A 21627-nucleotide genomic window follows, 5' to 3' on the forward strand; every position below is an offset into this window, starting at 1 on the left:
ATGCCGATGAAACCTCTTGCAGGGCTGTTTTTGGCCCTCGCCTGTGTGCTGGGCATCGCCGCCACCGGAAGCGTCTTTGAGCTCTCCTATGGAGACCCTGATCTGGGGGTCGCTACAACGCGCTGGATTTTGGGTCTGAGCCTTCCCGCCACCGTCGGGTCACTTCTGGTTGCGATTCGGCTGAACAAACCGGCCTGAACCCGCAGACGCAGCACCTCCTCACTTTTACGATCCCAACACATCCTTCTGCTCTGATGGCCCGTCTTCGGATCGCCGCTGCCGCTCTCGCTGTCTTCGGCTCCACCCTCATCACGGAGCTGAACTCCTCGGTGCGTGCGCAGGGCTCCCTATTCACTTTCGCTGATGTAGACGAATCGAAATTCGTTCTTGTAGCAGCACCGATCGGCTCTGGGCCCAGATCTCAGCTCAACATCTACGAACAGAGAACTAGTGCCCGTCCCTGTTACGAGGTCAAGGGAAGTGCTCCTGCCGTGGTCGATCCCCTGATGGCGACATTCGACTTCACCGGGATCTGCAACCGCTACATCGATGGCAACGGCTATTCCCTGCGCATCGGTGGAGACGACCTGGGCACGCGTTATCGACTCTCGGTGATCAAGACGGCTGATGATATTGAGCTGATTGCCGTTCCCACCAAGAATCAAGCCCAACCCACGCTGGTGGTGGCTAAAGCCGGTGGTCCTGGCAACGGTTTCATCCAGCTAGTGCTTGAACCGGGCTGGAGTTTGAAGCGTCGTCAGTACGGCACCAAAACTTTGGGCCATCTCTACGTGTATCGCGATGCCATCCAGCCAGCCGCTGGCGTTGAGGAGCAATCGGCTGATGCGGAGCCTGCTGATGCGGAAGCTGCTGATGCGGAGGCCGCAGACACCACCCAAGACGGTGGCGCTGAAATGACTCCCTGAGGCCGCTTGCTAAGTTGGAGAGCTTAAATCCCTGCTTGTTGAATGACTCAGGTCACGGTCGGCGAAAACGAAGGCATCGAATCGGCTTTGCGCCGGTTCAAGCGTCAGGTCTCGAAAGCAGGGATCTTCGCTGACCTCAAGCGTCTGCGTCACCACGAGACCCCGATCGAGAAGTACAAGCGCAAGGCTCAACAGCGCCGTCGCCGTCGCTGATCCGCGCACCGAACAGGCTGAAAGTTCGGTATTTCGGCCTGTTGGCGTCGTCTCTCTCTGCGCCGAGACTGAGTGAAGAGACGAGGCTGATCATGGGTCGCAAGTTCGATGAATTCCGTTCCTGGGTGATGGAGACCTTGTCTCATGCCATGGGCAATCCCAGGGAAGAAAAGTTGACCAACCCTCCGGCCATTGGCCCACAGCCATACAGGGATGTGCCTGTGCATGGCCGCTGAGGTGCTCTTTGGTCATTCGTGGTGATCTGGCATCAGGATTGCTCGAGATCAAAACTTCGAAAACAGAGCGCTGACGCCAGGTCGGCAACATCGACTGATCCGCTAGCGCGAAGGTCGGCAACGCTCCTGGCCACACGCAGCAGGCGCAGTCCACTGCGAAGGCTCAGCCTGCGGGCATGGACGACGGCTTCCCAGCGATCGATTGTTTCGGCACTGAACTGACCGCTCTCGTAGAGCGCTTTGGCGTCGAGGTCTCGGTTGGTCCTTTGATCTGGATTCCGTTCCATCATTCGTTCTCTCGCCTGCAGGATCGTTTCCGCATTCAGGCGCGGCTCTAGATCTGTCGCGTCCTCGCCGAAACAGTGCCGCAGGTTGTCGGCAGCGGGAACCTCCAGTTTCAGTTGAAGATCCAGGCGGTCCAGCAGGGGGCCCGACAGTCGATTCCAGTACCGCTTGCGCTTGAGCTCGCTGCATGTGCAGCGGGGATCCCCGGCCCATCCGCAGGGGCAGGGATTGGTGGCAGCCACAAGAGTCACGCGACTAGGAAAGCGACAGCGCTGACGCGATCGGCTGAGCCAGATCGCTCCCTCTTCTAAGGGCTGCCGGAGTTGATCCAGCAGAGATCTGGGAAATTCCGCCATTTCATCAAGGAACAACACGCCTCCATGGGCCAGGCTCAGTTCTCCTGGGCGTGGATGCGCGCCACCCCCCAGCAAGGCCGCTGATGTGGTTGTGTGGTGCGGACTCCGGAACGGCCGCGTACGGATCAATTGCCCATGGCCTCGGGTTAAGCCGGCAATGGAGTGGAGCCGAGTGATTTCTAGCGACTCTTGCCGTTTCAGGGGTGGAAGCAGGGCTGGCAATTGATGCGCCAGATGTGTCTTGCCGCAACCAGGCGGCCCCACCAACAACAGGTGATGTCCGCCCGCGGCAGCAAGGGCCAGGCCTTGCCGTGCCACGCGCTGGCCCGGGAGGTGTGCCAAGGGGGTGTTGGGTGAGGAGCAATTGGGTGATGAGCTGCTGGTCGGAGGTGGGGGCGGGGCCGATGGCGTGGCCAGTATCGATGCCTTCGAAGGATGGTTTTCGCCGAGTTCCCTGCTCACCTTGAGACTCTTCACCAGGTCATGCAGTGTGTTGGCGCTGATCACAGTCAGGTCGTCCACCAATGAGGCCTCTGCGGCGTCCTCGCCGGCCACGACAAGCCCGCGTGCCTTCTGCTCAGCGGCCTGGCAGGCAATCGCGAGAATGCCGCGGCAGGGCCTGATGCTCCCGTCCAGTCCGAGTTCGCCAGCGCACCAGAGTCCACGCAGGACGGTGGCATCCAGTTGTCCGCTGGCCACCAGTAGGGCTAAGGCGATGGGCAGATCGAAGCAGGGGCCCTCCTTACGCAGGTCGGCAGGTGCCAGGTTCACCACCACCCGCACCAGAGGACCGCGGAAACCGCTGTTGCGCAGCGCGGCTCTCACCCGTTCGCGTGATTTCTGGATGGCAGCATCGGGTAGTCCCACCAGCTGGAGACCAGGCAGTCCAGGGGCGAGGTCGACCTCCACAGTCACAGGGATGGCGTCGAATCCGAGCAGAGATGCGCTGAGGCAGCGTGCCAGCATTGGCTTGGTTAGGCGGTGCACGGTTCATGTGCCCCGCCTGTCTCATTTCCCCCTGCATGCGAGCTTCTGCACCATGGCCGAGGACACGATCTTTTCCCGCATCCTGCGGGGCGAGATTCCCTGCGATGAGGTCTACAGCGACGACCGTTGCCTCGCCTTCCGCGACGTCGCGCCTCAGGCTCCGATTCATGTGCTGGTGATCCCGCGCGAGCCGATCCCCAGCCTGCGTGAAGCCAGCGATCAGCACGCTGCTCTGCTCGGTCACCTTCTGCTGGTTGCCGCCAAGGTGGCAAAACAGGAAGGTCTGGATGACTGGCGGACGGTGATCAACAGCGGCGCTGGCGCAGGGCAGACCGTGTTTCACCTGCATGTGCACGTGATCGGCGGTCGTGAGCTCGCATGGCCTCCCGGCTAGGCCTGAGCTGGTCAGAATGTCGTCATGATCAATTCTTCTGTGGCGCCTGCTGCTGGCCTTTCGGGCCAGCTGAAGAGGCTTCGTAACCTCGCCCAGCCATTTTTCCTCCCTCTCGATCAGGCCTCCGGTTGGCAATTCTCATGGCTGCTGCTGTCGCTTCTGTTCTGCGTGGGTGGCCTGGTGTTGGTGGCCCTCACGGGCTTGATCAATCTTTTGGAGCAGCTGCTTCCAATACTGACTGAGAAATATTTCGGTGGCATCAGTACCACCATTGATGGCATCTGGAGTGGCTGGTGGGGTGTCGTTTTTTCAGCACTGTTTGTGCTGGGTGCATCGTCATTTCTGCTGATGCGCCAGCAGCTGCGCAATCGACGCTGGCTGCATTGGCTCTTGCTTGGGGTCATTGTGCTGATGTTGCTCGCGGTCAATGGCATCAATGCCGGAATCGGATTTATTGCGCGAGACATCACCAATGCCTTGGTTGCGAGACAGCAAGAGGGCTTTAATCGAATTCTCGCGATTTATGCATCTTGTTTTGTTGTTGCGTTGCCCATCCGAACAGCTCAAATTTATTTTACGGCCAAGCTCGGTTTGATCTGGCGTGAGTGGCTATCGAGTGGATTGATCGATGAATATTTGAGCAATAGGGCTTATTACGTCTTGAACCCAAATGACGAGCAGTCGACGGGTCTTGATAACCCTGATCAGCGAATCACGGACGATGTGAAGGCCTTCACGGAGCAAAGTCTGTTGTTTACACTGGGTATTTTTGATGCAATTTTAACGTTTTCGCTCAATATTCTTATTCTTTGGACGATTAGCCAAACGTTAACATTTTACCTTTTTGCCTATGCGCTTTTGACGACAACATTGCTGGTTTTTGCTGGACGCCGTTTGGTGCGAATCAACTTTGACCAGTTGCGTTATGAGGCGAATTTTCGTTATGGCTTGGTTCACATACGCAACAATGCCGAGTCAATTGCCTTTTACGCGGGGGAGGAGCCTGAGCGCCAGGAAACGTCCCGAAGGCTTGGCACAGTTGTGGACAACTTCAATCTTTTGATTGTGTGGCAGGTGATCATTAGCGCCATGCAACGATCGGTGGGATATGCGGGCATCTTTTTCCCTTATTTGATCATGGCCGGTCCGTTTTTTGCAGGCGAGATCGACTACGGGCGTTTTGTTCAGGCGGGATTCGCGTTCAACATGGTGGAGGGTTCACTGCTGTTTGTTGTGAACCGCATCGATGAACTCGCCAAATTCACGGCCGGTGTGACGCGTCTTGAAGGCTTCCAGAGTCAGGTTGAGCAAGTCAGTTGCGACACCATCGATGTGTCGCCTGTCCAGCAGGCGTCCAATTCGATCGTGATCCGCCATGCCGACCTCACGCCTCCAGGGAGTCAGTTGCCCATCCTCCGCGACCTGAGTCTCAGCGTTGGGGAGGCGGATCGTCTGCTGGTGGTGGGTCCCTCCGGTTGTGGCAAAACCTCATTGCTGCGCATGATTAGTGGTCTCTGGACTCCCAGCCGTGGCGATGTGATGCGACCGGCTACCGGAGACTTGCTGTTCATTCCCCAGAAGCCTTACATGCTGCTGGGATCGTTGCGCGAGCAGCTTTGCTACCCCACGGACGAAAGCCGCTACAGCGACGATCAGCTTCGTCATGTGCTTCAGGAGGTCAATCTCGGCGGATTGCTCAACCGCTATCCCGATCTTGATGTGAAGCAGGATTGGCCCCGGATCCTGTCGCTGGGTGAGCAGCAGCGGCTCGCTTTTGGACGGTTGCTGCTCAACGCACCGCGGTTCGTGGTGCTAGATGAAGCGACGAGCGCTCTGGATGTGGCAACAGAAGATCGGCTCTACTCGCTGCTACGCCAACGCGAACTCTCTGTGATCAGCATCGGCCACCGGCCCACGCTGAAATCATTCCACGACACCGTTTTGGCCTTGGATGGTCAGGGTGGCTGGCAGCTCCTCCCTGCCGCCAGCTATGACTTTGGGCATTCCTGATCCCTGCGCATGACCACCAGCAGTGCCGACGCCAATGGCCAGGGGGCTGAAGCCGAAGCGATTCCGACCCCCAGTGCCACCACGACAGACATTCCCGCTTTCGGCTGGAGTGCTTACGCCGAACGGGTGAATGGCCGTTTCGCGATGATCGGATTTGTCGCCGTGCTGGTGGTTGAAGCCATCAGCCATGACACGTTCCTGCACTGGGCTGGCCTGGTGTCCTGACCGCGTGCAGCGACTCAGGGCAGACGGATCAAGTCAACGTCCCACTGTCCCCTGCGACTCACCTGAACAGCGAGTAGGCGTCCAGAGCCGTCGAGGCTCACGTTCCTTGGAACGCCTGCGGGTTCCAGGGGCAGTCGTTGCAGCAGTCCAATGTTGCGTCGGTAGAGGTTGAGTTCGGTCTGCCCGTTGCGCTGACGCACCAGCGCAATTCTGTCGCCATCAGCATTGACGCTCACACTCAAGGGTTGTGCATCCGCCTGATTCAGGCCTGGCAGTGGCACTGGTGAACCGCTGCTTAGATCCACCAACTCGATGCGCTCGCGTCCGTTGCGGCTGGCGATGGAGACCATCCAGCGGTCGCTCAGGTCTGGCCAGCGACGACTATCCGCGCTGCGTTGCAAGGCGCTGCTGATCGCTGTTTGCGGTCTGAGTCCTGATCCGCTGCAACTGGCGAGAGCAAGGCTCGCCAACAAGGCGATGATCACCCTGTCAGGCCTGGTCATGGCGTGGACTCCCTCGGAGTGCTCTGGCGCAGGCCTCCTGGGTTGTCGGGTTCCAGCACACCGCTGAGATCGAGAATCTCCACCTGCCAGCGACCGCGTTCTGCGGTCTGAACGGCCAGGCGCCGCGCATCCGGTGCAAGACTCAACCGCACTGGGTTGCGCCCCGATGGGAGTCGCAGGGGGTGGGCGCGGCCGCTAAGGCGATCTTCCACAAGAACCATCCGGCGGTTTCCCCGTTGGACGATCACGGCCAGATAGCGCCCGTTCCAGCTCAGAGAGGGTGAGCTATGGGGCTGGTTTCGATTGAGGTGGCGAAGTGGCAGCGATCGCCCATCCCGAAGATCTTTCAGCTGAACCGTCGCGCGGCCGCGTTGGTCCGTAATCACCGCCAGCTTGCGTCCATCACCGCTCAAGGCAGGTTCCTGTTGCTGTTCAGGCAGGAGCGATCCAGGGGCACGTTGGGATCTGCCGCTGCACCCGGTCGCCATCAAGCTGACCACGAGCAGCAGCAGCGGGGTGAAGTGGATCAGTCGTCGAAGCGGGAACTGTTGTCCCGGGGACGGGAACTCCGGGGTGGCGTCCGGCCAGGCTCCTGTGGGCGGATGGCTGGGGACGAGGCGGCCGATGAGGGAGCTGCTGATGATGGAGCGTTGTTGGTCCGTCGGCTGGGGCTGTAAGCCGCGTCTTCGGCAGCTTGCCGATATGGGGTGCCCTGCGGAACCCCTGGCTGCCCGTTCATGGGTGCACGGCTGCTTGCCGAGGGGCGGGACCCTGAAGGTTTGGAATCATTCACAGCTGCACGAGGAGAGGCTGTGCTGTCGTTGCGTGCAGCGGCGCTAGGGCGGCTGCCGCGGCGTTGATCGTCTTTGCTGGTGCGGCGATCGCCAAAGTTGGGACCCGAAGTTGAACCCTCGTCATCGCGATTGCCGAATCGCGCCATCCGACGGTCCTGCTCGCTGTCACCAGCCCAAGCGGAGGATGCATCGGGGCGGCCCCGCCTGCGGCTGGCGGCCTGCTCGGGGATGGCGGCTCTTGAGTTCCGGCGCGGGCGATAGAAATCTTGCTCCGGTCCTTCCGTCTCATCGAAGTCCTGGGCTGCAAACCGTCGCCTGACGGGCTGGGGTTCATCGAAGCGGTCGTAGCTGTCGTCGTAGCCACGCATGCCTCCAGCTGGAGCCCTTGCTGGAGGCTCGTCATCGAAGTATGCGGAGCGACGGGCTTGCTCTGCCGAAACACCTCGCAGGCGAACGCTCTCGTAGGCAAAGAACACTGTTGTGCCCGCCAGCAGGAACTGTCCGAATTGAAGGATGGGATCGAGTCTCCAGCCCTGGAAGAACAAGATGCCGCCGCACAGAAGACCGATGGCAGCGAAGAAAACGTCGTAGTCGCGGGCGAGAGCAGGTTTAAAACTGCGCATGAAATAGAGCATCGCTCCGCCCACGGCAAGAACGATGCCCACAATGCTGGCCCAGTTAAGACTGGCGTTAACCACGTTGAGGCCCTCTGATTGGGTGGTCCGGTCACTAGAAACCGGAAACTTTCACACCCAGTTTACGAAGCGCGCCAGCGGTATCAGAGCTTGCGGTCGACCTGGTCGGTCTGACTGAGGAAAAACAGGCCGATCGAGGCGGGGACCACCACAATCACGGCACCCCAGGCCAGGCTGCTGAGGAAGTTGGCGAGGGATGGGGTCATAACGATCGAGTCGGAACCGACGTCTAAAGACTGAATGGAGCAGATCTTAGAGATCAGCGACGACTTTCTACGATGCCGTGGCCAATGTTTTGAGCTTTGTGACGCCGACGATGCTCCAGGTTCTGCCATCGATCCATCTGATCCTTGGCCTGCTCCTGGCAGCTTGGAGCCTGATGTTCTTGATGCGGATTGTGCTCACCTGGTATCCCCAGGTGAACTCGGCCTCAGGGGTCTGGGCGTTCGTGATCTGGCCGACGGAGCCGGTGCTGTCGCTCACGCGCCGTGTGGTGTCTCCCATCGGCGGAGTGGATGTCACGCCAGTCATCTGGTTAGGGCTCGTCAGCCTGTTGCGTGAGCTGCTCGTCGGGCAGCAGGGGGTCCTGTCTCAGATCCTGATGCGCGCTCAGATCGTGGCCTGATGTCTGGACGGGGTGTTTGCTGAGCGAGCCGACTCAGGGGAGCATTTCCTGCTCGACGAATTTGGTGTGCACATCACCATTGATGAATTCCGGCCTATCCAGCATTTCCAAATGGAAGTCAACGGTCGTGGGGATGCCGGTGACGGCGCATTCGTTGAGTGCTCGTTTCATGCGTGCAAGCGCATGGTTGCGATTGGTTCCCCAGACGATCAGCTTCCCGATGAGGGAGTCGTAGAACGGTGGGATGTCATAGCCCGTGTACACGTGGCTATCGACGCGAACGCCGGGGCCGCCGGGGGGGAGCCATCCGGTGATCTTTCCCGGTGCTGGTCTGAAATTGTGGCGAGCGTCTTCGGCGTTGATGCGACACTCGATGGCATGACCGCGCAGCTGAATCTCCTCTTGACGAATGCTGATCGGTTCGCCACCTGCGATGCGTAACTGCTCGGTGATTAGGTCGACACCGGTGACCATTTCGGTTACGGGATGTTCCACCTGAATGCGGGTATTCATCTCCATGAAATAAAAACCGCCGTTGCGATCCAGCAGGAATTCGACGGTGCCCGCGCCTTCATAGTTGATGCTGCGGGCTGCCGCGACGGCGGCGTCGCCCATGCGGCGTCGCAGCTCAGGATCGAGGGCCGGACTGGGAGCCTCCTCGAGCAGTTTTTGGTGACGGCGCTGGATCGAGCAGTCGCGTTCGCCCAGATGCACAACGTTGCCGTGACGATCCGCAAGCACTTGCACTTCCACGTGACGCGGCCTGTCGATGAATTTCTCCATGTACAGCCCGGGGTTACCGAAGGCCGCTTCCGCCTCGCCCTGAGCAGCCTTGAAGAGTGTGTCGAGCTGATCAGGGCTCTGAACCAGGCGCATGCCGCGACCTCCGCCTCCGGCAGTGGCCTTGATCATCACCGGGTAGCCCATGGATTCGGCCAGGGCTGCGGCCTCTGAAGGATTGGCTAGGAGCCCCTCACTGCCGGGAACGGTCGGGACACCAACCGCTTGCATGGTCGATTTGGCGGTCGACTTGTCGCCCATCGACCGGATCGCGTGCGGTGATGGGCCGACGAACGTCAAGCCATGGTCGCGGCACATCTCCGCAAACTTGTCGTTCTCGGCCAGGAATCCATAGCCGGGGTGGATGGCATCGACCCCCCTGGATGTGGCTGCCGCAAGAATGTTGGGAACATTGAGATAGCTGCGGTTGCTCGGCCCCTCGCCCACGCAAACCGCTTCATCCGCCAACTGAACGTGCAGAGCATTGCGGTCGACGGTGCTGTACACAGCGACCGTGCCAATACCAAGTTCCCTGCAGCTCCTCAGGATTCTGAGAGCGATTTCGCCGCGGTTGGCGATCAGCACCTTGCCGATGGGCATCCCGCAGTTTCAAAGCCAGGGCGGATCGTATCAGTGACTGCGTTTACCGTTCCTGCGCGGGAGAGCATTGACGTCTGGGCTTGCTGGGGATGGGCCCCCTAGCCGGTATATTTCTCTGCGATACAGCCCGAGTGGCTGAATCAACCACGCGGATGTGGTGGAATTGGTAGACACGCACGTTTGAGGGGCGTGTGGCTTCGGCCTTGCGAGTTCAAGTCTCGCCATCCGCATTCTTTTTTCCCAGCACGATCCGGCACGCGTGACGCTCCGAACCCCGGATCCAACGCTTTCAATTCTGTTTGTGTCCAACGGTCCGGGTGAATTGAGCACCTGGGTCCGCCCCTTAGCGGAAGCGTTGCACCGCCAACTCCTGTTGCGGCCCCGCGCTCCGCAATCGGCACTGAGCCTCTCTTTGGTGCTGGTGCCCTGTCCCAATGCCACAGGACAGGAGGCGGATGCAGCAAGTCGCTGGAGCCAGTTCGACCGCATCATTCCGGCACGTCACTTTTGGTCTCTGCTGCTGCGTCCCCAGCGGTTTGGCAGCTGGCCATCGCAGGGGGTGGTGGTGTTTTTGGGGGGCGATCAGTTCTGGACGGTGTTGCTCTCAGCGCGTCTTGGTTACCGCCACATCACCTACGCGGAATGGGTGGCGCGATGGCCCCGTTGGAATGACCGCATCGCGGCCATGGCCCCGTCGGTGCGCGATCAGCTGCCCAGGCGATTGCGTTCCCGTTGCGAAGTGGTGGGAGATCTCATGGCCGATCTCTCCAGCCACGCCCGTGCTCAAGACCCTCTGCCTAAGGGGGAATGGGTGGCTCTGTTGCCGGGATCCAAGCCGGCCAAGCTTTCCGTTGGCGTTCCTTTCCTGGTCGAGACAGCGGACCGTTTGGCGGCCGAGCGTCCTGGGTGCCATTTTCTGCTGCCGGTCGCTCCCACCACCAGCGTTGAGGAGCTGCTTCGGTATCTGGAGCCTTCCAATCCCATCGCGGCGAGTTATCTGGCCGGAATCCAAACCCTGCTGCCACCGGGTGATAGCTGGCCGTGGCGGCGTTTACTCACCCGAGCAGGAACACTCATTCATCTGCAAGAAGAACCGCCAGCCCATGGTGTGCTCAGTCAGTGCGCCCTCGCGCTGACCACCGTGGGTGCAAATACTGCTGAGCTGGGGGCTTTGGGAGTCCCCATGATTGTGCTGGTGCCCACGCAGCATCTGGGGGTGATGCAGGCCTGGGACGGATGGATGGGGCTGGTGGCGCGGCTCCCGGGGTTGAATCGTGTGATCGGGTGGCTGCTGAGTGCCTGGCGCTTGCGCAATCACGGTCTTCTGGCCTGGCCCAACATCTCCGCGGGCCGCGTGGTGGTGCCTGAACGAGTGGGTCCGATCACGCCTGCTCAGATCGCCATGGAAGCATCGGAGTGGCTGCAGTCGCCCGAGCGGCTTGAAGGTCAGCGACAGGACCTGAGGGCCTTGCGTGGACAGCCTGGCGCAGTAGCGGCTCTGGCGAAACAGGTTCAGGAGCTGCTGCCACTGGCGCTTTCCGACTAGCTTTTTTCAAGTGCAGCGCCATGACCATGACCAGTCCAACTTCCGTCGGTGGCGATCGCGTCGAACGCTCTCCGGAGGAATGGAGGGCGCAGCTCACCCCTGAACAGTTTCAAGTTGCCCGTCAAGGGGGTACTGAGCGTGCCTTCACTGGTGCTTACTGGAATCACAAGGAGGATGGGATGTATCACTGCGTCTGCTGTGATGCCCCCTTATTCAGTTCACGCACCAAATTCGAGTCAGGCACCGGTTGGCCCAGTTTCTGGGAGGGTGTCAGCTCGGGTGCGATCCGCACCAAAGAAGACCGCACCCACGGGATGGTCCGCACCGAGATCCTCTGCGCTCGTTGTGATGGACACCTGGGCCATGTGTTCAAGGACAGCCCCACTCCCACAGGGCAGCGCTACTGCGTCAACAGCGCTTCTCTGCAATTCAAAGGGGCAGATGCCGATTGATTTGATCTGAATGGGATCTGGTGAGCAATCACCAGGGATCATCCAACGGTTCATTCGGAGCCTGCTGATCTTGGGAGGCTCGCTGTGGCGGTTCTGGATCCCGAGGTGCGCGATTGCGGGGCTCAAAGTCCATGGGCAGCCGCTCTCTTTCCATCGGTTCGACGTCCAGCGGAGCCCCCGGGCGTTCCACGGGTCGCCTGGACGCTGGGCGTGGCCGATCGTCGTAACGAGGTCTTTCGTCGTAAGCAGCAGGTTGTTCCCAGTCCCTGCGAGGCTCATTCAAGCGGGGCTCGGGATCTCTGTAGGTGCGCTCCTGTTGTTCTAGGCCACGGCTGCGATAGCGGTCCGGATCCCGGTAGGGCTCCGGGTCGTCCATCGGCATCTCGTCGAGGTAACGCCGCCTTCTTTGCTCTTGTTCCCGAGGCTGCTCGAGTTCGACGTATTCCAACTCCGGTTGCTCGGCTTGGAAGGATTCGGCCTGGGACGCCTCGAGCTGACGGGGTGCTGATTCCGTTGGCTGGCCGGAGCTCAGCTGGTTCTCGACCGGCACCACGTTGAGCCGATAACGATCCCGTTCCTGCTCGTCCCAGCTGGAGCCCCCAACCCCGAGCTTCTCCAGGAATCCACTGTTGAGCTGCTTGAGCTTCTCTTCAGCTCCTTCGTAAACAATGATCCGGTCAGCGCCACTGCTGACGATCTCGTCCACGGGAATTTCCCAGGTGCTCAGGACGCCCTCACCCAGGAGCGGCACCCCCACCGCACCCATCACCAGGGTGGTGAGATCACCGGTTTCGATATCAAAGGAGAAGCCGAGCACCCGGCCAAGCTGTTGCCCGGATTCAGTGATCACTTGGCAATTGATCACTCGGCTGTAACGGTCCGCCGAAAATCCTTCGCTCAAAGAATCTGCTGAGTCGACCAGGATGACGTCGCCGACCTGACGGATGCGATCGAGCGGCATCCAGCGCGGCAGGCCCGGCAAAAAGCGTGTGAGGGGGTTGTCGCGCAGCCCCAGAGCCACCACTTCACGCCGGTCGATGTCCACAATCACCTCGCCCACGACGCCGAGGCGACGTCCGCTGTCGCGGGTGATCACCTGTGTGCCCATCAGTTCCGACCTCAGCCAGAGGCGGTCTCTGGGCACGTTGGCCAAAGGATCGTTCGTTGTTGACGACAAGCTCAACCGCAGGCCTCAGCCGGAGTGATTGCGGCCATTTTGACGCAAGGACTCAAGGAGGGAAGATCAGGCGGCATCCGGAAGGCCCACCACCTGAGTGTGGGCGCCACGTGCCTGGGTGACGCCAATGGTGCGTGTCGAGGCACCGATCATCGGCCTCCGGTGGCTTACCACCAGAAACTGGGCCTGTTCGGCTTGCCGTGCGATCAAGGCGGCGAGACGCTCCACATTGACCCCATCGAGGAAGCTGTCGACCTCATCAAGGGCATAAAAGGGAGAGGGGCGGAAGCGTTGCAGAGCAAAGAGAAAACTGAGCGCCGTCAGCGATTTCTCCCCTCCGGACATGGCCGCTAGCCGCCGAACCGCTTTGCCTTTGGGATGCGCCACCAGTGTTAGTCCTCCCTCCAGGGGATCGTCCGGGTTGTCGAGCTGAAGTTTGCCGTCGCCGTCGGACAGGCTGGCGAAGATCTCTCTGAAATGGCTGTCCACCGCGGTGAACGCCTCCATGAACGCCTCCTGCCTCAGCGTGGCCACCGTTTCAATGCGCAGCAGCAGTTCCTCGCGTTCCTGGCTGAGCACATCCAGGCGTTCTCCAAGATCCCCGAGCCGCTGCTCCAGCTCCTGGAGCTCTTCGAGAGCGAGCATGTTGACCGGTTCCAGGGCTTCCATGCGGCCTTGCAGCTGCTGCAGTTGTTCCTGAAGCTGCTCTAGTCCTGCTTCGCGCAGGTCGTCGCTGATCTCCGGAAGCGGATTGGGAAGGGTGTTGCGCAGTTCTTCCAGGCGGATGCCACCGCTGCGCAGCTGCTCATCCAGGGCCGCGCGTTCTTCTCGCAGTCGCTCCAGCTCCCAGCGAGCCTGCTGCAATGCTTGGCGCTGTTGGGCCACTACCGCTTCGGCCTCATCCCGGGCCCGGCGCTCTTCTCCGAAACGCGTCTGCAGTTGCTGCTGCTGGGCTTCGAGTGACTCGCGACGGATTTTCAGAGCCTGTTGCTGTTCTCTCCAGCGGCCATGGGCGTCGGCGAGGGTCTGCACCGCTTGCTGCAGCGACTGTTCCTCCCGTTCGGTGCTCTGCTGCTGATCCGCCAATCTCTGCTGGGAGAGTTGGCGGTCACGTTCCTGCTGAAGTAGGGCATCCCGTTGACGGCGGGCCGTTTCCAGTCCCGCATCAGCCTGTTCCAGTTCCTGCTGCAGTGCCTGCCAGCGCTCGGCATCACCGTTGGCTTCCACTGCGGACTCCTGCTGGTTGAGCTGCTCCAGCTCGGTTTGCATTGGGGTCAGGCTGGCCGTTAGTTGCTGCAGCCTTTGTTCGTGGGACTGCTGGGCTTGCTGTAGCTCATTCAGCTTGCGTTGACGCTGTTGCACGCGTTCCAGCAATGGGCCATGGGCGCGCTTGGCGGCCTGACGTTCGGCCTCCAGCGCCGCCTGGCGTTGCTCCAGCTGACGCAGCGCGGGACGCTGCTGATCCACCGCTTCCACCAGCCGTTGTTCTTCCCGCCTGCAGGCGGCGAGGGTTTCACCCAGTTCCAGCAGTCGCTGGCGCAAGGGGGCGGCCTCGTCACCATCACTGCTGATGCCGAAGCTCAAGCCGCCGCTGCGTTGGGAGAAGCTGCCACCGGTCATGGCGCCGCTTTTCTCGAGCAATTCACCTTCTAAGGTCACCGCGCGCGAGCGTCCGAGGAACTGACGCGCGCTGCTGAGGTCAGAGAACACCTGGGTGTCTCCAAACACATAAGCGAAGACGTCTGCGTAGATCGGCTCATAGCGAATGAGATCCACAGCGCGACCCACCAGGCCTCCAGCACCGGTGGCTTCCGGGCGTCGTCCCCGTGCCATGGCGGCACCACCACCACCGGGTGCGCGGATCTTGTTCAGCGGCAGAAAGGTCAAGCGTCCGGCCCGTCGACTTTTGAGCAGATCGATGGCGCGTGCGGCGATGCGGTCGTCATCCACCACCACCTGGCCCATGCGTGCACCGGCGGCCACTTCGAGCGCCAGCCGGTGGCGGTCTTCAACCTCTCCAAGCTGGGCGACCGGACCATGAATGCCCTCCAGACCGGATTCCAGCAGCAGCCGGAGTGCGCCGGTGCCTCGGCTTTCCTGCAGCGCTTCCCGACGGCTGTCGAGACGGGCGATGTCCCGTTCAAGCCGCGCTTGCTCCTGTTCCAGCCGAGAGCGGGTGCGCTGCTGAATCGCGACTGACTCCAGCAACTGCTGAAGCTGTTCCTTGCCGTTTTTGATCGATTCGAGCAAGGTCTGCCACTCCTGCTCGAGCTGTTCGAGAAGTCCCTGAACGCGTTGATCCTCAGCGCCGTCTTGGTCACAATCCTGTTCCAGCTCACGCTGGCGTTCCTCGTCTTGGCGTCGGCGTTCCTTTAGCTGTTGACGTTCCTCTTGCAGCGGCTGAATGGATCTCAGCAGTTCCTGTCGCCGCCCAGAGCGTTGCTTCTGTTCCTCCAGCCAGCTCCCGGATCGGCCAGCCACTTCTCCGAGCCGACGCCGAGACAGTTCAACCGCCGCTTCCGCCTCTCTGCAGAGTTGCTCCACCTTCTCAAGGCCATCGGTATCGGTCTGGAGGTTCAGTGTGTCGCTCTCGGCTTGGAGCTGGCCGCGGCGGGCCTGAAGCTGATGCCGCAGCCCCTGGAGGCGTTCGCCCTCTTGTTGATGCTGTGCCGCCTGGCGCTCCAGTTCGCGGCTCTGCGGATCCAAGCCAGCCAGTTCCGCCTGCACGCTTAGAAGCTGGTCTTCTCCCAGTGCCTTAACACTGTTCTGCAGCGTCTGAAGACGCTTCGCTGATTCCTGCAGCGTGAGATCCCGTTGCTCGATCGTGCGCGCATCACGCTCGTCTTGTTCGCCCAGTTGCTGCTGGCGTTGCTGCAAGCGTTGACGTTCGGCCTGGGCGGCTTCAAAGGCCAGCACAAGCTCCTGGCGCCGTCCAAGTTGCACCTGTTCCTTGAGCTCCTGGTAAGCGCGTGCCTTGGCGCAATCTTTCTCCAGTCTCTGGCGGGCTGTCAGCAGCTCCTGCTCCACGATCCGACAGCGTTCCTGTCGTTCCTGAACCTCATCCAACTTGCGTCGTGTTTGCTCGATGCGGGTGTCGAACAGGGCTACTCCGGCCAGTTCATCAATCAGCCCGCGGCGATCGCGGTTGCTCATCGACACGATGCGGGTGACGTCCCCCTGCATCACCACGTTGCTGCCTTCCGGATCGATGCGTAGACGCCGCAACTGGGTTTGCAGTTGTTGAAGGTTGCAGGGGATGCCGTCGGCGCTGTAGCTGCTGCTGTAAGAACCGCCCGGCATCACCCGTAATTTGCGCGTGACCGTCCATTCCCTCTGATCCGCATGGATCCAGGGACCTTCATCCGGGGCCTCCAGGCCCTCTTCGGCTGCATCGGGCTGCCAGTCCGACAGGTCGAAACGCACACTCACGGTGGTTTCCGCTGATTTGCCGGCCTTGAGAACGCCACTGTTGACGAGATCGGGCAAGCGATCTGCGCGCATGCCACGGCTGTTGGCCAGGCCCAAACAGAACAGCACCCCATCCAGGATGTTGCTCTTTCCGGAGCCGTTGGGTCCGGTCACTACCGTGAATCCCTCCTCAAGAGGGATCGTCATGGCCCCACCGAAGGACTTGAACTGCGTTAGCCCAACCTGATTGATATGTACCAACAGGGGCCACGGCTGTTAGCTCATCGAAATTAGCGGAGCTTCGGAAAACCTCAAGTGCTGTCTTTAGAAAGCGTTTTGCTGCTTCGCAGACGGCATTGATTCCCCTCCAAATCCAGCACCACCTGCTCGGGCAGACCGATCATTTCCAGACCCGAGAGGAGCACGTGAATCGGCGCTAAGGGGTCGGGAGGTAGGGGAGCGGCCATCGCGCCGCCCACCACACGGCGAGCCCAACCTCTGCCGCCAGAGACTGCGGCGGCCTGCCGATCGAGCCACACCAACCGATGCGGTGGCAAGGCGGTGGCTCTGACTGCCGGGCCATCGAGGCCAGGAATGGCATCCAGTCGCCAGCTGCGGCAGCTGTCACCGTCTTCCAGCAGCAGATCAAGATGGCAGCCGCGCGGATCGTCCGGAGCACCGAAATGCTCCAGCAGCACGTAGCGCAGCGGATGCGCACCCATGGGTTTCCTCCGGCTGTCACCACCCTTACCCTGCGTGAGGATGTCAGCACCGTCATGGATTCAGCACCATCCCCTGCCGACGTGCCTGAGCAGTCGCCCGATCTGGCGCATCGATTCCGAGATCGTTTCGAGTCGCTGGTGCCTGAGATCCAGCAACGTTGGCCTGAGGTGACGCAACAGGCACTCGAGGCCACGCGCGGAAGCTTTGATGAGGTGGTGCAGCTGCTTTCGAAGCACAGCGATCGCGCCGGTCATGTGGTCAGCATCCAGCTCGAGGAACTGCTGCATCAGGCTGGGGATCGCACAAAGCATCTGGCCGACAGCCTGGATCCTTTGGAGGAGCAACTGGAGCGACTTCTGGATGAGCTCAACCAAACGTTGCGGCCCAAGATCGAGAAACCTGTGCGTGAGCGCCCCTTGCTGGCGTTGGCGGTCGCGGCCGGTGTGGGTGTCTTGGTGGGTGCCATCATCCGCGGCGGTGGGAGGTCCTCATGAGTGAACTGCCGCGTCAGCAGGACTCTCGGCCCCGTGGCCTTGGAGCTGCTGCCAGAGTCACCGCGCTGGCGGGATCCGTCATGGATCTCCATGTGCGCATCGCTCTGCAGGAGGTGGACCGCGAAAAACGCCGCCTGATCAGTGGTGGCGTCTTCTTGGCAATGGGTGGAACACTCATGCTGCTCGCCCTGGTGACAGCTGAAGCGGCCTTGCTGGTGTGGATGCTGGAGGTCGGGGGCTGGTCGTTGCTGCGATCTTTGCTCACGCTGGCTGTGTTGAATCTGGCCGTAGCTGGCGTCAGTTTGCGCATCGGCGGACAGGTGCTGAAGGGACCCTTCTTGCCGCAGACGTTGGATGGTGTCACCAAGACGATTCGTGCGCTTCTCGGCAAGGTTTGACCCTGCTCAGCGCATGGAGGCTTCTTGCACGCTCGATGGGGCGCGCAATCCGTAGTGAAGCCATCGGCAGTCAAGACCTCCATTGCTGACAGGGATGCGTTTTGAGGCTTTGAGCCTCAGGGCTCCTGTGAGCGAGCGGTTTCCGCTCAGCAGCCAGAGCTGCCAACCTGCAGCGTTCTGTTTCGCGTAAGTGCCAAGGTCGCGATAAAGAGCTTCGAGTTGCTGTTCATCGCCAATGCGATGGCCGTAGGGCGGATTGCAGACCAGAACGCCTGGTAAATCAGGAAGTGTTTGATCCATAAAGTCGCCTGTGTGGATGTTGATGCATGCCTCCAGGCCTGCGGCTCTGACGTTGTCGCGCGCTTGCTCTGCGATTTCAGGGTCTTGTTCAAACCCCACGATGGGAGGAAGGGTTTGTGGCTCGCGCTGGCGAGTGCGAGCTCGATCGCATTCCCGTCGCCAAAGCTCTTGATCAAAATCGGCCCACCCCTCTAGCGCGAATTGACGTCCGAGCCCTGGGGCCTGTTGGAGCGCACTGAGCGCTGCTTCGATCAGCAGGATGCCCGAACCGCAACAGGGATCCACCAAGGGTGTTGAACCATTCCACTCGGTGAGTCTGATCAGGCCTGCTGCCAGGTTTTCCTTGAGTGGAGCCACACCCATGGCGGCCCTGTAGCCACGGCGGTGCAAGCTGCCGCCGCTGCCGTCGAGGCTGAGCACGGCATCGCCTCGTCCGAGGTGCACCTGCAAGGAGAGATCGGGATTCTGCAGATCAACGGAGGAACGTTCACCCCAGAGGTCGCGCTGCTGGTCCACCAGGGCGTTTTTCACCTGCAGAGCTGAGTAGTGGCTGTGGTTCAGTCCTGGCGCTTTGCCGGTGACATCCACCCGGAAGGTCATGGAGGGATGGAGCCAGCGCTCCCAGTTCATGGCCCGTCGGATGCCGTCATAGAGATCGTCTCTCCCCAGACAGGGAAAGCGGGCCATCTGGCGCAGCAACCTGAACGGCAATCGGGCCTGGAGGTGCAACCGATAGAGGCAGGCCATGTCGGCCTGGAAGGCGGCTGCACGCCGAAGTGGTCGCACCTCATGAGCCCCAAGGGCCTGAAGCTCTTCGCAGCCAGCGTCTTCCAACCCCTGGGGAAGCACGGCGACTGCGGAGATCCGGTTTTCACGACCCAACGGCAGTGCTCCCGGTCTGCACTGCTGTCAGAATGACAGGGTCCGGTTTTCCGGACTAGGTGATCCACACCAGTGTTTCGGACAGCGGTTCGATTCCGCTCAGCTCCATTTCTTCTTTCTCGGGGCTGCAATGGTTTCGACGGGGCATGAGGAGGGTGACTGAAGCCTGCTCGGTGAGAGCAAACCCGTAACTGCGAACAACATCGTTCGTTTCTCCCGTCAAGCAGCCCCTGTTGCTGCCTGACCCATTAAGGGAGATGGGGTGAGGTCAGCCTTATCACCCAATTGATCCACGGGGGCTGGAAGGCCCCCACCACCATTCCAGGGCAAGGGATTTCAGAGATTCAGTCCGTTGACAGAATCCAGCCCGTTGACAAGGCGTTGACAACGATCGGGGCATTCAGCCCACGTTGACAACGATTCAGCGTCCAGGCGATCGAGCACCATCGCCACCAGCAGACGCTTGCTGTTCCAGGTCAGGTGGGCCAGCAACAGACGCACCGTGGTCGCCGCCACCTCGGGGTCACCGGTGGCCAGGCCATCAAGCCATGGGCCCTCCAGCCTTTCCAAATCCGCCAGACCCTGAAGACACGTCATCTCGACGTTGGTCGTGGCGGTTCCCGGCATGGGCGTTTGTTGGCAACGCTTCAGTTTGGCGGCGGTGCTCACCACCAGTGCATTGACCACAAATGCACCCGGTTTAAAGCTGCTTCTCGTAGGCAACACCTCGGTAGGTCAGGCTCACAACTTTTTGGATCGCCGTCTGTGCCTTCAGACGATTGAGGATGTACTCCCCCCTTCTGTACTGCATCAGGTGGATGCGCTCAGAACGTTCAGCGATCAAGGCTCTTTGTCCAGAAACCGGGATAAAAGCATTGATTCGCCGCATCAAATCTGAAGCTAAGTGGAAGCTCCAACTGGGCTGGCGTCGGTGCTCACCGCCAGTCGGAATTACAAAAAAGCGCCCCCGCAGGGATGCTCGAGTTTCAGGATTCCAGGGCCTTTTTGATCCGCCGCCGGTGGTCTGAGATCCACCGTGCCGCCCGTGCTGGGTCAAGCTCAGCAATCGCCGCCTGCAACAAACCCGCTGTCATTCCTGACTTCTCAAACGGATTTGATGGACTGATCTTGCTTGAATCAACGCCTGCCATCTTGCAAGCACGATTCAATAGTTGAATCTGATTTGGTGTCATGATTTACGGGCTGCAATGTCCCTAATTGACACCCTAATTTTAGCGAATGCGTTTTATCTACTTTGACTCAACTGCCCTTATCTATGCCAGGTATTGAAGGCTGATTGATGGAGTTAGTCAGACTAATTAGCAATGATAAACCTCTGTCAATGCAGGGGCTTAGGGGGTGTAGGCTCAACAATTGTGGCTGCACTCGAACGTCCAAACTCCCTCACAGGCTCCGCCAGCTGTAGCTTCCAGCTCCTCGACTGATAATTCTACCGATTGCATTGATTGAACATCTTCTGCAGTAATTGAAAAGCCTGCGTCTTTGGCGATTTCAACAGCAGCTTCAGGGGAGGCTGCTGCCTTGAGCTTGTCCTGAAGGCTGGTGTCAGCCATGACCTTCTCTAGGAACGCTTTGAGATGCTCTTCTGACATTGGATTGCGTGCAGCAACAGCCTGGTCATAGCAACGGTAGGCAGCGGTGTCTGTATCCAATAAAAAAGCCCGCTAAGTGCGGGCGATGGTGCCAGGTATTGACGGCTGATTGATGGAGTTAGTCAGACTAATTAGCAATGATAAACCTCTGTCAATGCTGGGGCATTGAGGGCATAGGCTCAACAACAAGGGCGCGCATCCCACCAAGTCAAACTTATTCTACCGCCAGCCGCACCTTCCAGCTCATCGTCTGACACTTCTACCGTTGCCAATTGCATTGATTGAATATCTTCTGAGGTAATTGCAAAGCCTGCGTCTTTAGCGATTTCAAGAGCAGCTTCATTAGAGCCTACTGCCTTGAGCTTTTCCTGAAGGCTGGTGTCTGTCTTGACCTTCTCCAGGAACGCTTTGAGTTGCTCTTCTGACATGGGAGGGCGTGGAGCTACAGCTTTTTGATAGTCACGATCGGCTTCAACGACTCAAACGGTCATCGATAAGCCACCAAACAGCCACTTGCGCATGGGTCGCATGCCAGGGCAACGACCCCATGGCTCAGCAATGAGGTTCCTTAAACTTGGCACCACCAGCAATGGCAGCAAGGGCAACCGCATCCAGTTCGAAATCATCGAACTCGTCATCGTCATCCATCTGACGCAGGAACTCACGCACCTCTTCTGAAGTCACCGTCATTCCTTTCTCTGCTGCAATCTCCACCATGCGCTGGATCGAGGCATCAGGGTCTGAAGTCATCAGCTTGAACAGCTCACCCTGCACACTCATCGGCACCGCATCACGCATTGCCTTGAACTCTTCCAGCGTTGCCATCAGGGGAATTGCAGCGTGACTCCGTTGTAGCCGTGGCGCAGCAACGGTTCAGTGACCCGCTTCAGCGCACTTGGACCCGAAGTCCTTCCTCGATGCGGTTTAGAGATGTTTGCTCGGAGTGAGTGGCGAGCATGCCAATGACGGTGAAGGCGATAACCAGTGCGCAAGCCATGAGCTGAG

At 60.1% G+C, this 21627-nt stretch carries 27 protein-coding genes and 1 tRNA gene; 13 read left to right on the plus strand and 15 right to left on the minus strand.

The features are described 5' to 3' along the window. The 4 genes from SynA1560_RS03075 (at position 1) to SynA1560_RS03090 (ending at position 1375) form a co-directional block, all read left to right on the plus strand. Complete coding sequence (locus tag SynA1560_RS03075) at positions 1-198, plus strand: hypothetical protein (protein WP_186470213.1); 198 nt, start codon at positions 1-3, stop codon at positions 196-198. A 56-nt stretch (positions 199-254) separates the two neighbouring features. Continuing rightward, positions 255-926 carry a DUF3747 domain-containing protein gene (locus tag SynA1560_RS03080; protein ID WP_186501141.1) on the plus strand — a complete coding sequence of 224 codons (672 nt, stop codon included), beginning with the start codon at positions 255-257 and terminating at the stop codon, positions 924-926. Positions 927-968: 42 nt separating this feature from the next. Next, a complete protein-coding gene (rpsU, locus tag SynA1560_RS03085) occupies positions 969-1139 on the plus strand; it encodes a 30S ribosomal protein S21 (RefSeq protein ID WP_006043142.1) in 171 nt (56 codons plus the stop codon). Positions 1140-1231: 92 nt separating this feature from the next. Beyond that, complete coding sequence (locus SynA1560_RS03090) at positions 1232-1375, plus strand: hypothetical protein (protein WP_186470215.1); 144 nt, start codon at positions 1232-1234, stop codon at positions 1373-1375. Between the two features lie 32 nt (positions 1376-1407). Here the strand turns inward: SynA1560_RS03090 and SynA1560_RS03095 are convergent, their stop codons facing one another. Continuing rightward, positions 1408-2982 carry a YifB family Mg chelatase-like AAA ATPase gene (locus tag SynA1560_RS03095; RefSeq protein WP_186501562.1) on the minus strand — a complete coding sequence of 525 codons (1575 nt, stop codon included), beginning with the start codon at positions 2980-2982 and terminating at the stop codon, positions 1408-1410. 73 nt (positions 2983-3055) lie between these two features. Between SynA1560_RS03095 and SynA1560_RS03100 the strand changes: the two genes are divergently transcribed. From SynA1560_RS03100 to SynA1560_RS03110, 3 genes are read left to right on the plus strand one after another with little or no spacing between them, the layout of a single operon-like run. Continuing rightward, positions 3056-3397, plus strand: a complete 342-nt coding sequence (locus SynA1560_RS03100) for a histidine triad nucleotide-binding protein (protein ID WP_186470981.1) — start codon at positions 3056-3058, stop codon at positions 3395-3397. Between the two features lie 24 nt (positions 3398-3421). Next, positions 3422-5407: an ABC transporter ATP-binding protein/permease gene (locus SynA1560_RS03105; RefSeq protein ID WP_186501142.1), complete on the plus strand. Its 1986-nt coding sequence runs from the start codon at positions 3422-3424 to the stop codon at positions 5405-5407. A 9-nt stretch (positions 5408-5416) separates the two neighbouring features. Further along, a complete protein-coding gene (locus SynA1560_RS03110; protein ID WP_186470217.1) occupies positions 5417-5632 on the plus strand; it encodes a chlorophyll a/b-binding protein in 216 nt (71 codons plus the stop codon). Positions 5633-5646: 14 nt separating this feature from the next. Here the strand turns inward: SynA1560_RS03110 and SynA1560_RS03115 are convergent, their stop codons facing one another. The 4 genes from SynA1560_RS03115 to psbX all read right to left on the minus strand — a co-directional run bounded on the left by SynA1560_RS03115 (position 5647) and on the right by psbX (position 7830). After that, positions 5647-6135, minus strand: coding sequence for a hypothetical protein (locus SynA1560_RS03115; protein WP_186501143.1), 489 nt, complete (start codon positions 6133-6135; stop codon positions 5647-5649). Further along, positions 6132-6623, minus strand: a complete 492-nt coding sequence (locus tag SynA1560_RS03120; protein WP_186501144.1) for a Tol biopolymer transporter periplasmic protein — start codon at positions 6621-6623, stop codon at positions 6132-6134. The genes SynA1560_RS03115 and SynA1560_RS03120 overlap by 4 nt, the downstream gene beginning before the upstream one ends. A 38-nt stretch (positions 6624-6661) precedes the next feature. Continuing rightward, positions 6662-7627, minus strand: coding sequence for a Ycf66 family protein (locus tag SynA1560_RS03125; protein WP_186501145.1), 966 nt, complete (start codon positions 7625-7627; stop codon positions 6662-6664). An 80-nt stretch (positions 7628-7707) separates the two neighbouring features. After that, positions 7708-7830 (minus strand): photosystem II reaction center X protein, encoded by a 123-nt coding sequence (psbX, locus tag SynA1560_RS03130; RefSeq protein ID WP_186470221.1) that lies wholly within the window; start codon positions 7828-7830, stop codon positions 7708-7710. Positions 7831-7940: 110 nt separating this feature from the next. Between psbX and SynA1560_RS03135 the strand changes: the two genes are divergently transcribed. Continuing rightward, complete coding sequence (locus tag SynA1560_RS03135; protein ID WP_255477041.1) at positions 7941-8249, plus strand: YggT family protein; 309 nt, start codon at positions 7941-7943, stop codon at positions 8247-8249. Between the two features lie 33 nt (positions 8250-8282). On the opposite strand, the gene accC is transcribed toward SynA1560_RS03135, so the two are convergent. Next, positions 8283-9629 (minus strand): acetyl-CoA carboxylase biotin carboxylase subunit, encoded by a 1347-nt coding sequence (accC, locus tag SynA1560_RS03140; RefSeq protein WP_186470222.1) that lies wholly within the window; start codon positions 9627-9629, stop codon positions 8283-8285. A gap of 148 nt (positions 9630-9777) precedes the next feature. Here accC and SynA1560_RS03145 point away from each other — a divergent pair. The 3 genes from SynA1560_RS03145 (at position 9778) to msrB (ending at position 11627) form a co-directional block, all read left to right on the plus strand. Further along, positions 9778-9859 (plus strand) — tRNA-Leu (locus SynA1560_RS03145). Positions 9860-9888: 29 nt separating this feature from the next. Next, on the plus strand, positions 9889-11175 hold the full coding sequence (locus tag SynA1560_RS03150; protein ID WP_186501146.1) for a glycosyl transferase: 1287 nt from the start codon (positions 9889-9891) through the stop codon (positions 11173-11175). 26 nt (positions 11176-11201) lie between these two features. Next, positions 11202-11627: a peptide-methionine (R)-S-oxide reductase MsrB gene (gene msrB, locus SynA1560_RS03155; protein ID WP_186501147.1), complete on the plus strand. Its 426-nt coding sequence runs from the start codon at positions 11202-11204 to the stop codon at positions 11625-11627. Positions 11628-11655: 28 nt separating this feature from the next. On the opposite strand, the gene SynA1560_RS03160 is transcribed toward msrB, so the two are convergent. The 3 genes from SynA1560_RS03160 to SynA1560_RS03170 all read right to left on the minus strand — a co-directional run bounded on the left by SynA1560_RS03160 (position 11656) and on the right by SynA1560_RS03170 (position 16934). Further along, the gene (locus tag SynA1560_RS03160; protein ID WP_186501148.1) at positions 11656-12810 is read right to left on the minus strand and encodes a PRC-barrel domain-containing protein; all 1155 of its coding nucleotides are present in this window, start codon (positions 12808-12810) and stop codon (positions 11656-11658) included. A 60-nt stretch (positions 12811-12870) separates the two neighbouring features. After that, complete coding sequence (gene smc, locus SynA1560_RS03165) at positions 12871-16419, minus strand: chromosome segregation protein SMC (RefSeq protein ID WP_370523178.1); 3549 nt, start codon at positions 16417-16419, stop codon at positions 12871-12873. Between the two features lie 104 nt (positions 16420-16523). Next, positions 16524-16934 carry a hypothetical protein gene (locus SynA1560_RS03170; RefSeq protein ID WP_186470227.1) on the minus strand — a complete coding sequence of 137 codons (411 nt, stop codon included), beginning with the start codon at positions 16932-16934 and terminating at the stop codon, positions 16524-16526. A 54-nt stretch (positions 16935-16988) separates the two neighbouring features. Here SynA1560_RS03170 and SynA1560_RS03175 point away from each other — a divergent pair, with 54 nt between their 5' ends. Then, the gene (locus SynA1560_RS03175; RefSeq protein ID WP_186470983.1) at positions 16989-17429 is read left to right on the plus strand and encodes a hypothetical protein; all 441 of its coding nucleotides are present in this window, start codon (positions 16989-16991) and stop codon (positions 17427-17429) included. Beyond that, the gene (locus SynA1560_RS03180; RefSeq protein ID WP_186470228.1) at positions 17426-17827 is read left to right on the plus strand and encodes a phage holin family protein; all 402 of its coding nucleotides are present in this window, start codon (positions 17426-17428) and stop codon (positions 17825-17827) included. Before SynA1560_RS03175 ends, SynA1560_RS03180 begins: the two co-directional genes overlap by 4 nt. 6 nt (positions 17828-17833) lie before the next feature. On the opposite strand, the gene SynA1560_RS03185 is transcribed toward SynA1560_RS03180, so the two are convergent. The 6 genes from SynA1560_RS03185 to SynA1560_RS03210 all read right to left on the minus strand — a co-directional run bounded on the left by SynA1560_RS03185 (position 17834) and on the right by SynA1560_RS03210 (position 21447). Next, a complete protein-coding gene (locus SynA1560_RS03185; RefSeq protein ID WP_186501150.1) occupies positions 17834-19009 on the minus strand; it encodes a class I SAM-dependent RNA methyltransferase in 1176 nt (391 codons plus the stop codon). 336 nt (positions 19010-19345) lie between these two features. Continuing rightward, a complete protein-coding gene (locus tag SynA1560_RS03195) occupies positions 19346-19732 on the minus strand; it encodes a hypothetical protein (RefSeq protein ID WP_186501151.1) in 387 nt (128 codons plus the stop codon). Continuing rightward, the gene (locus SynA1560_RS13910) at positions 19710-19820 is read right to left on the minus strand and encodes a DUF4278 domain-containing protein (protein ID WP_222930023.1); all 111 of its coding nucleotides are present in this window, start codon (positions 19818-19820) and stop codon (positions 19710-19712) included. Before SynA1560_RS13910 ends, SynA1560_RS03195 begins: the two co-directional genes overlap by 23 nt. Positions 19821-20376: 556 nt before the next feature. Next, positions 20377-20622 carry a Nif11-like leader peptide family natural product precursor gene (locus SynA1560_RS03200; protein ID WP_186501152.1) on the minus strand — a complete coding sequence of 82 codons (246 nt, stop codon included), beginning with the start codon at positions 20620-20622 and terminating at the stop codon, positions 20377-20379. Between the two features lie 179 nt (positions 20623-20801). After that, complete coding sequence (locus SynA1560_RS03205; RefSeq protein WP_186501153.1) at positions 20802-21050, minus strand: Nif11-like leader peptide family natural product precursor; 249 nt, start codon at positions 21048-21050, stop codon at positions 20802-20804. Between the two features lie 124 nt (positions 21051-21174). Continuing rightward, the gene (locus tag SynA1560_RS03210; protein WP_186501154.1) at positions 21175-21447 is read right to left on the minus strand and encodes a DUF1456 family protein; all 273 of its coding nucleotides are present in this window, start codon (positions 21445-21447) and stop codon (positions 21175-21177) included. Positions 21448-21627: the final 180 nt, after the last annotated feature.

It is taken from the genome of Synechococcus sp. A15-60, assembly GCF_014280095.1.
Taxonomy (GTDB): Bacteria; Cyanobacteriota; Cyanobacteriia; order PCC-6307; family Cyanobiaceae; genus Synechococcus_C.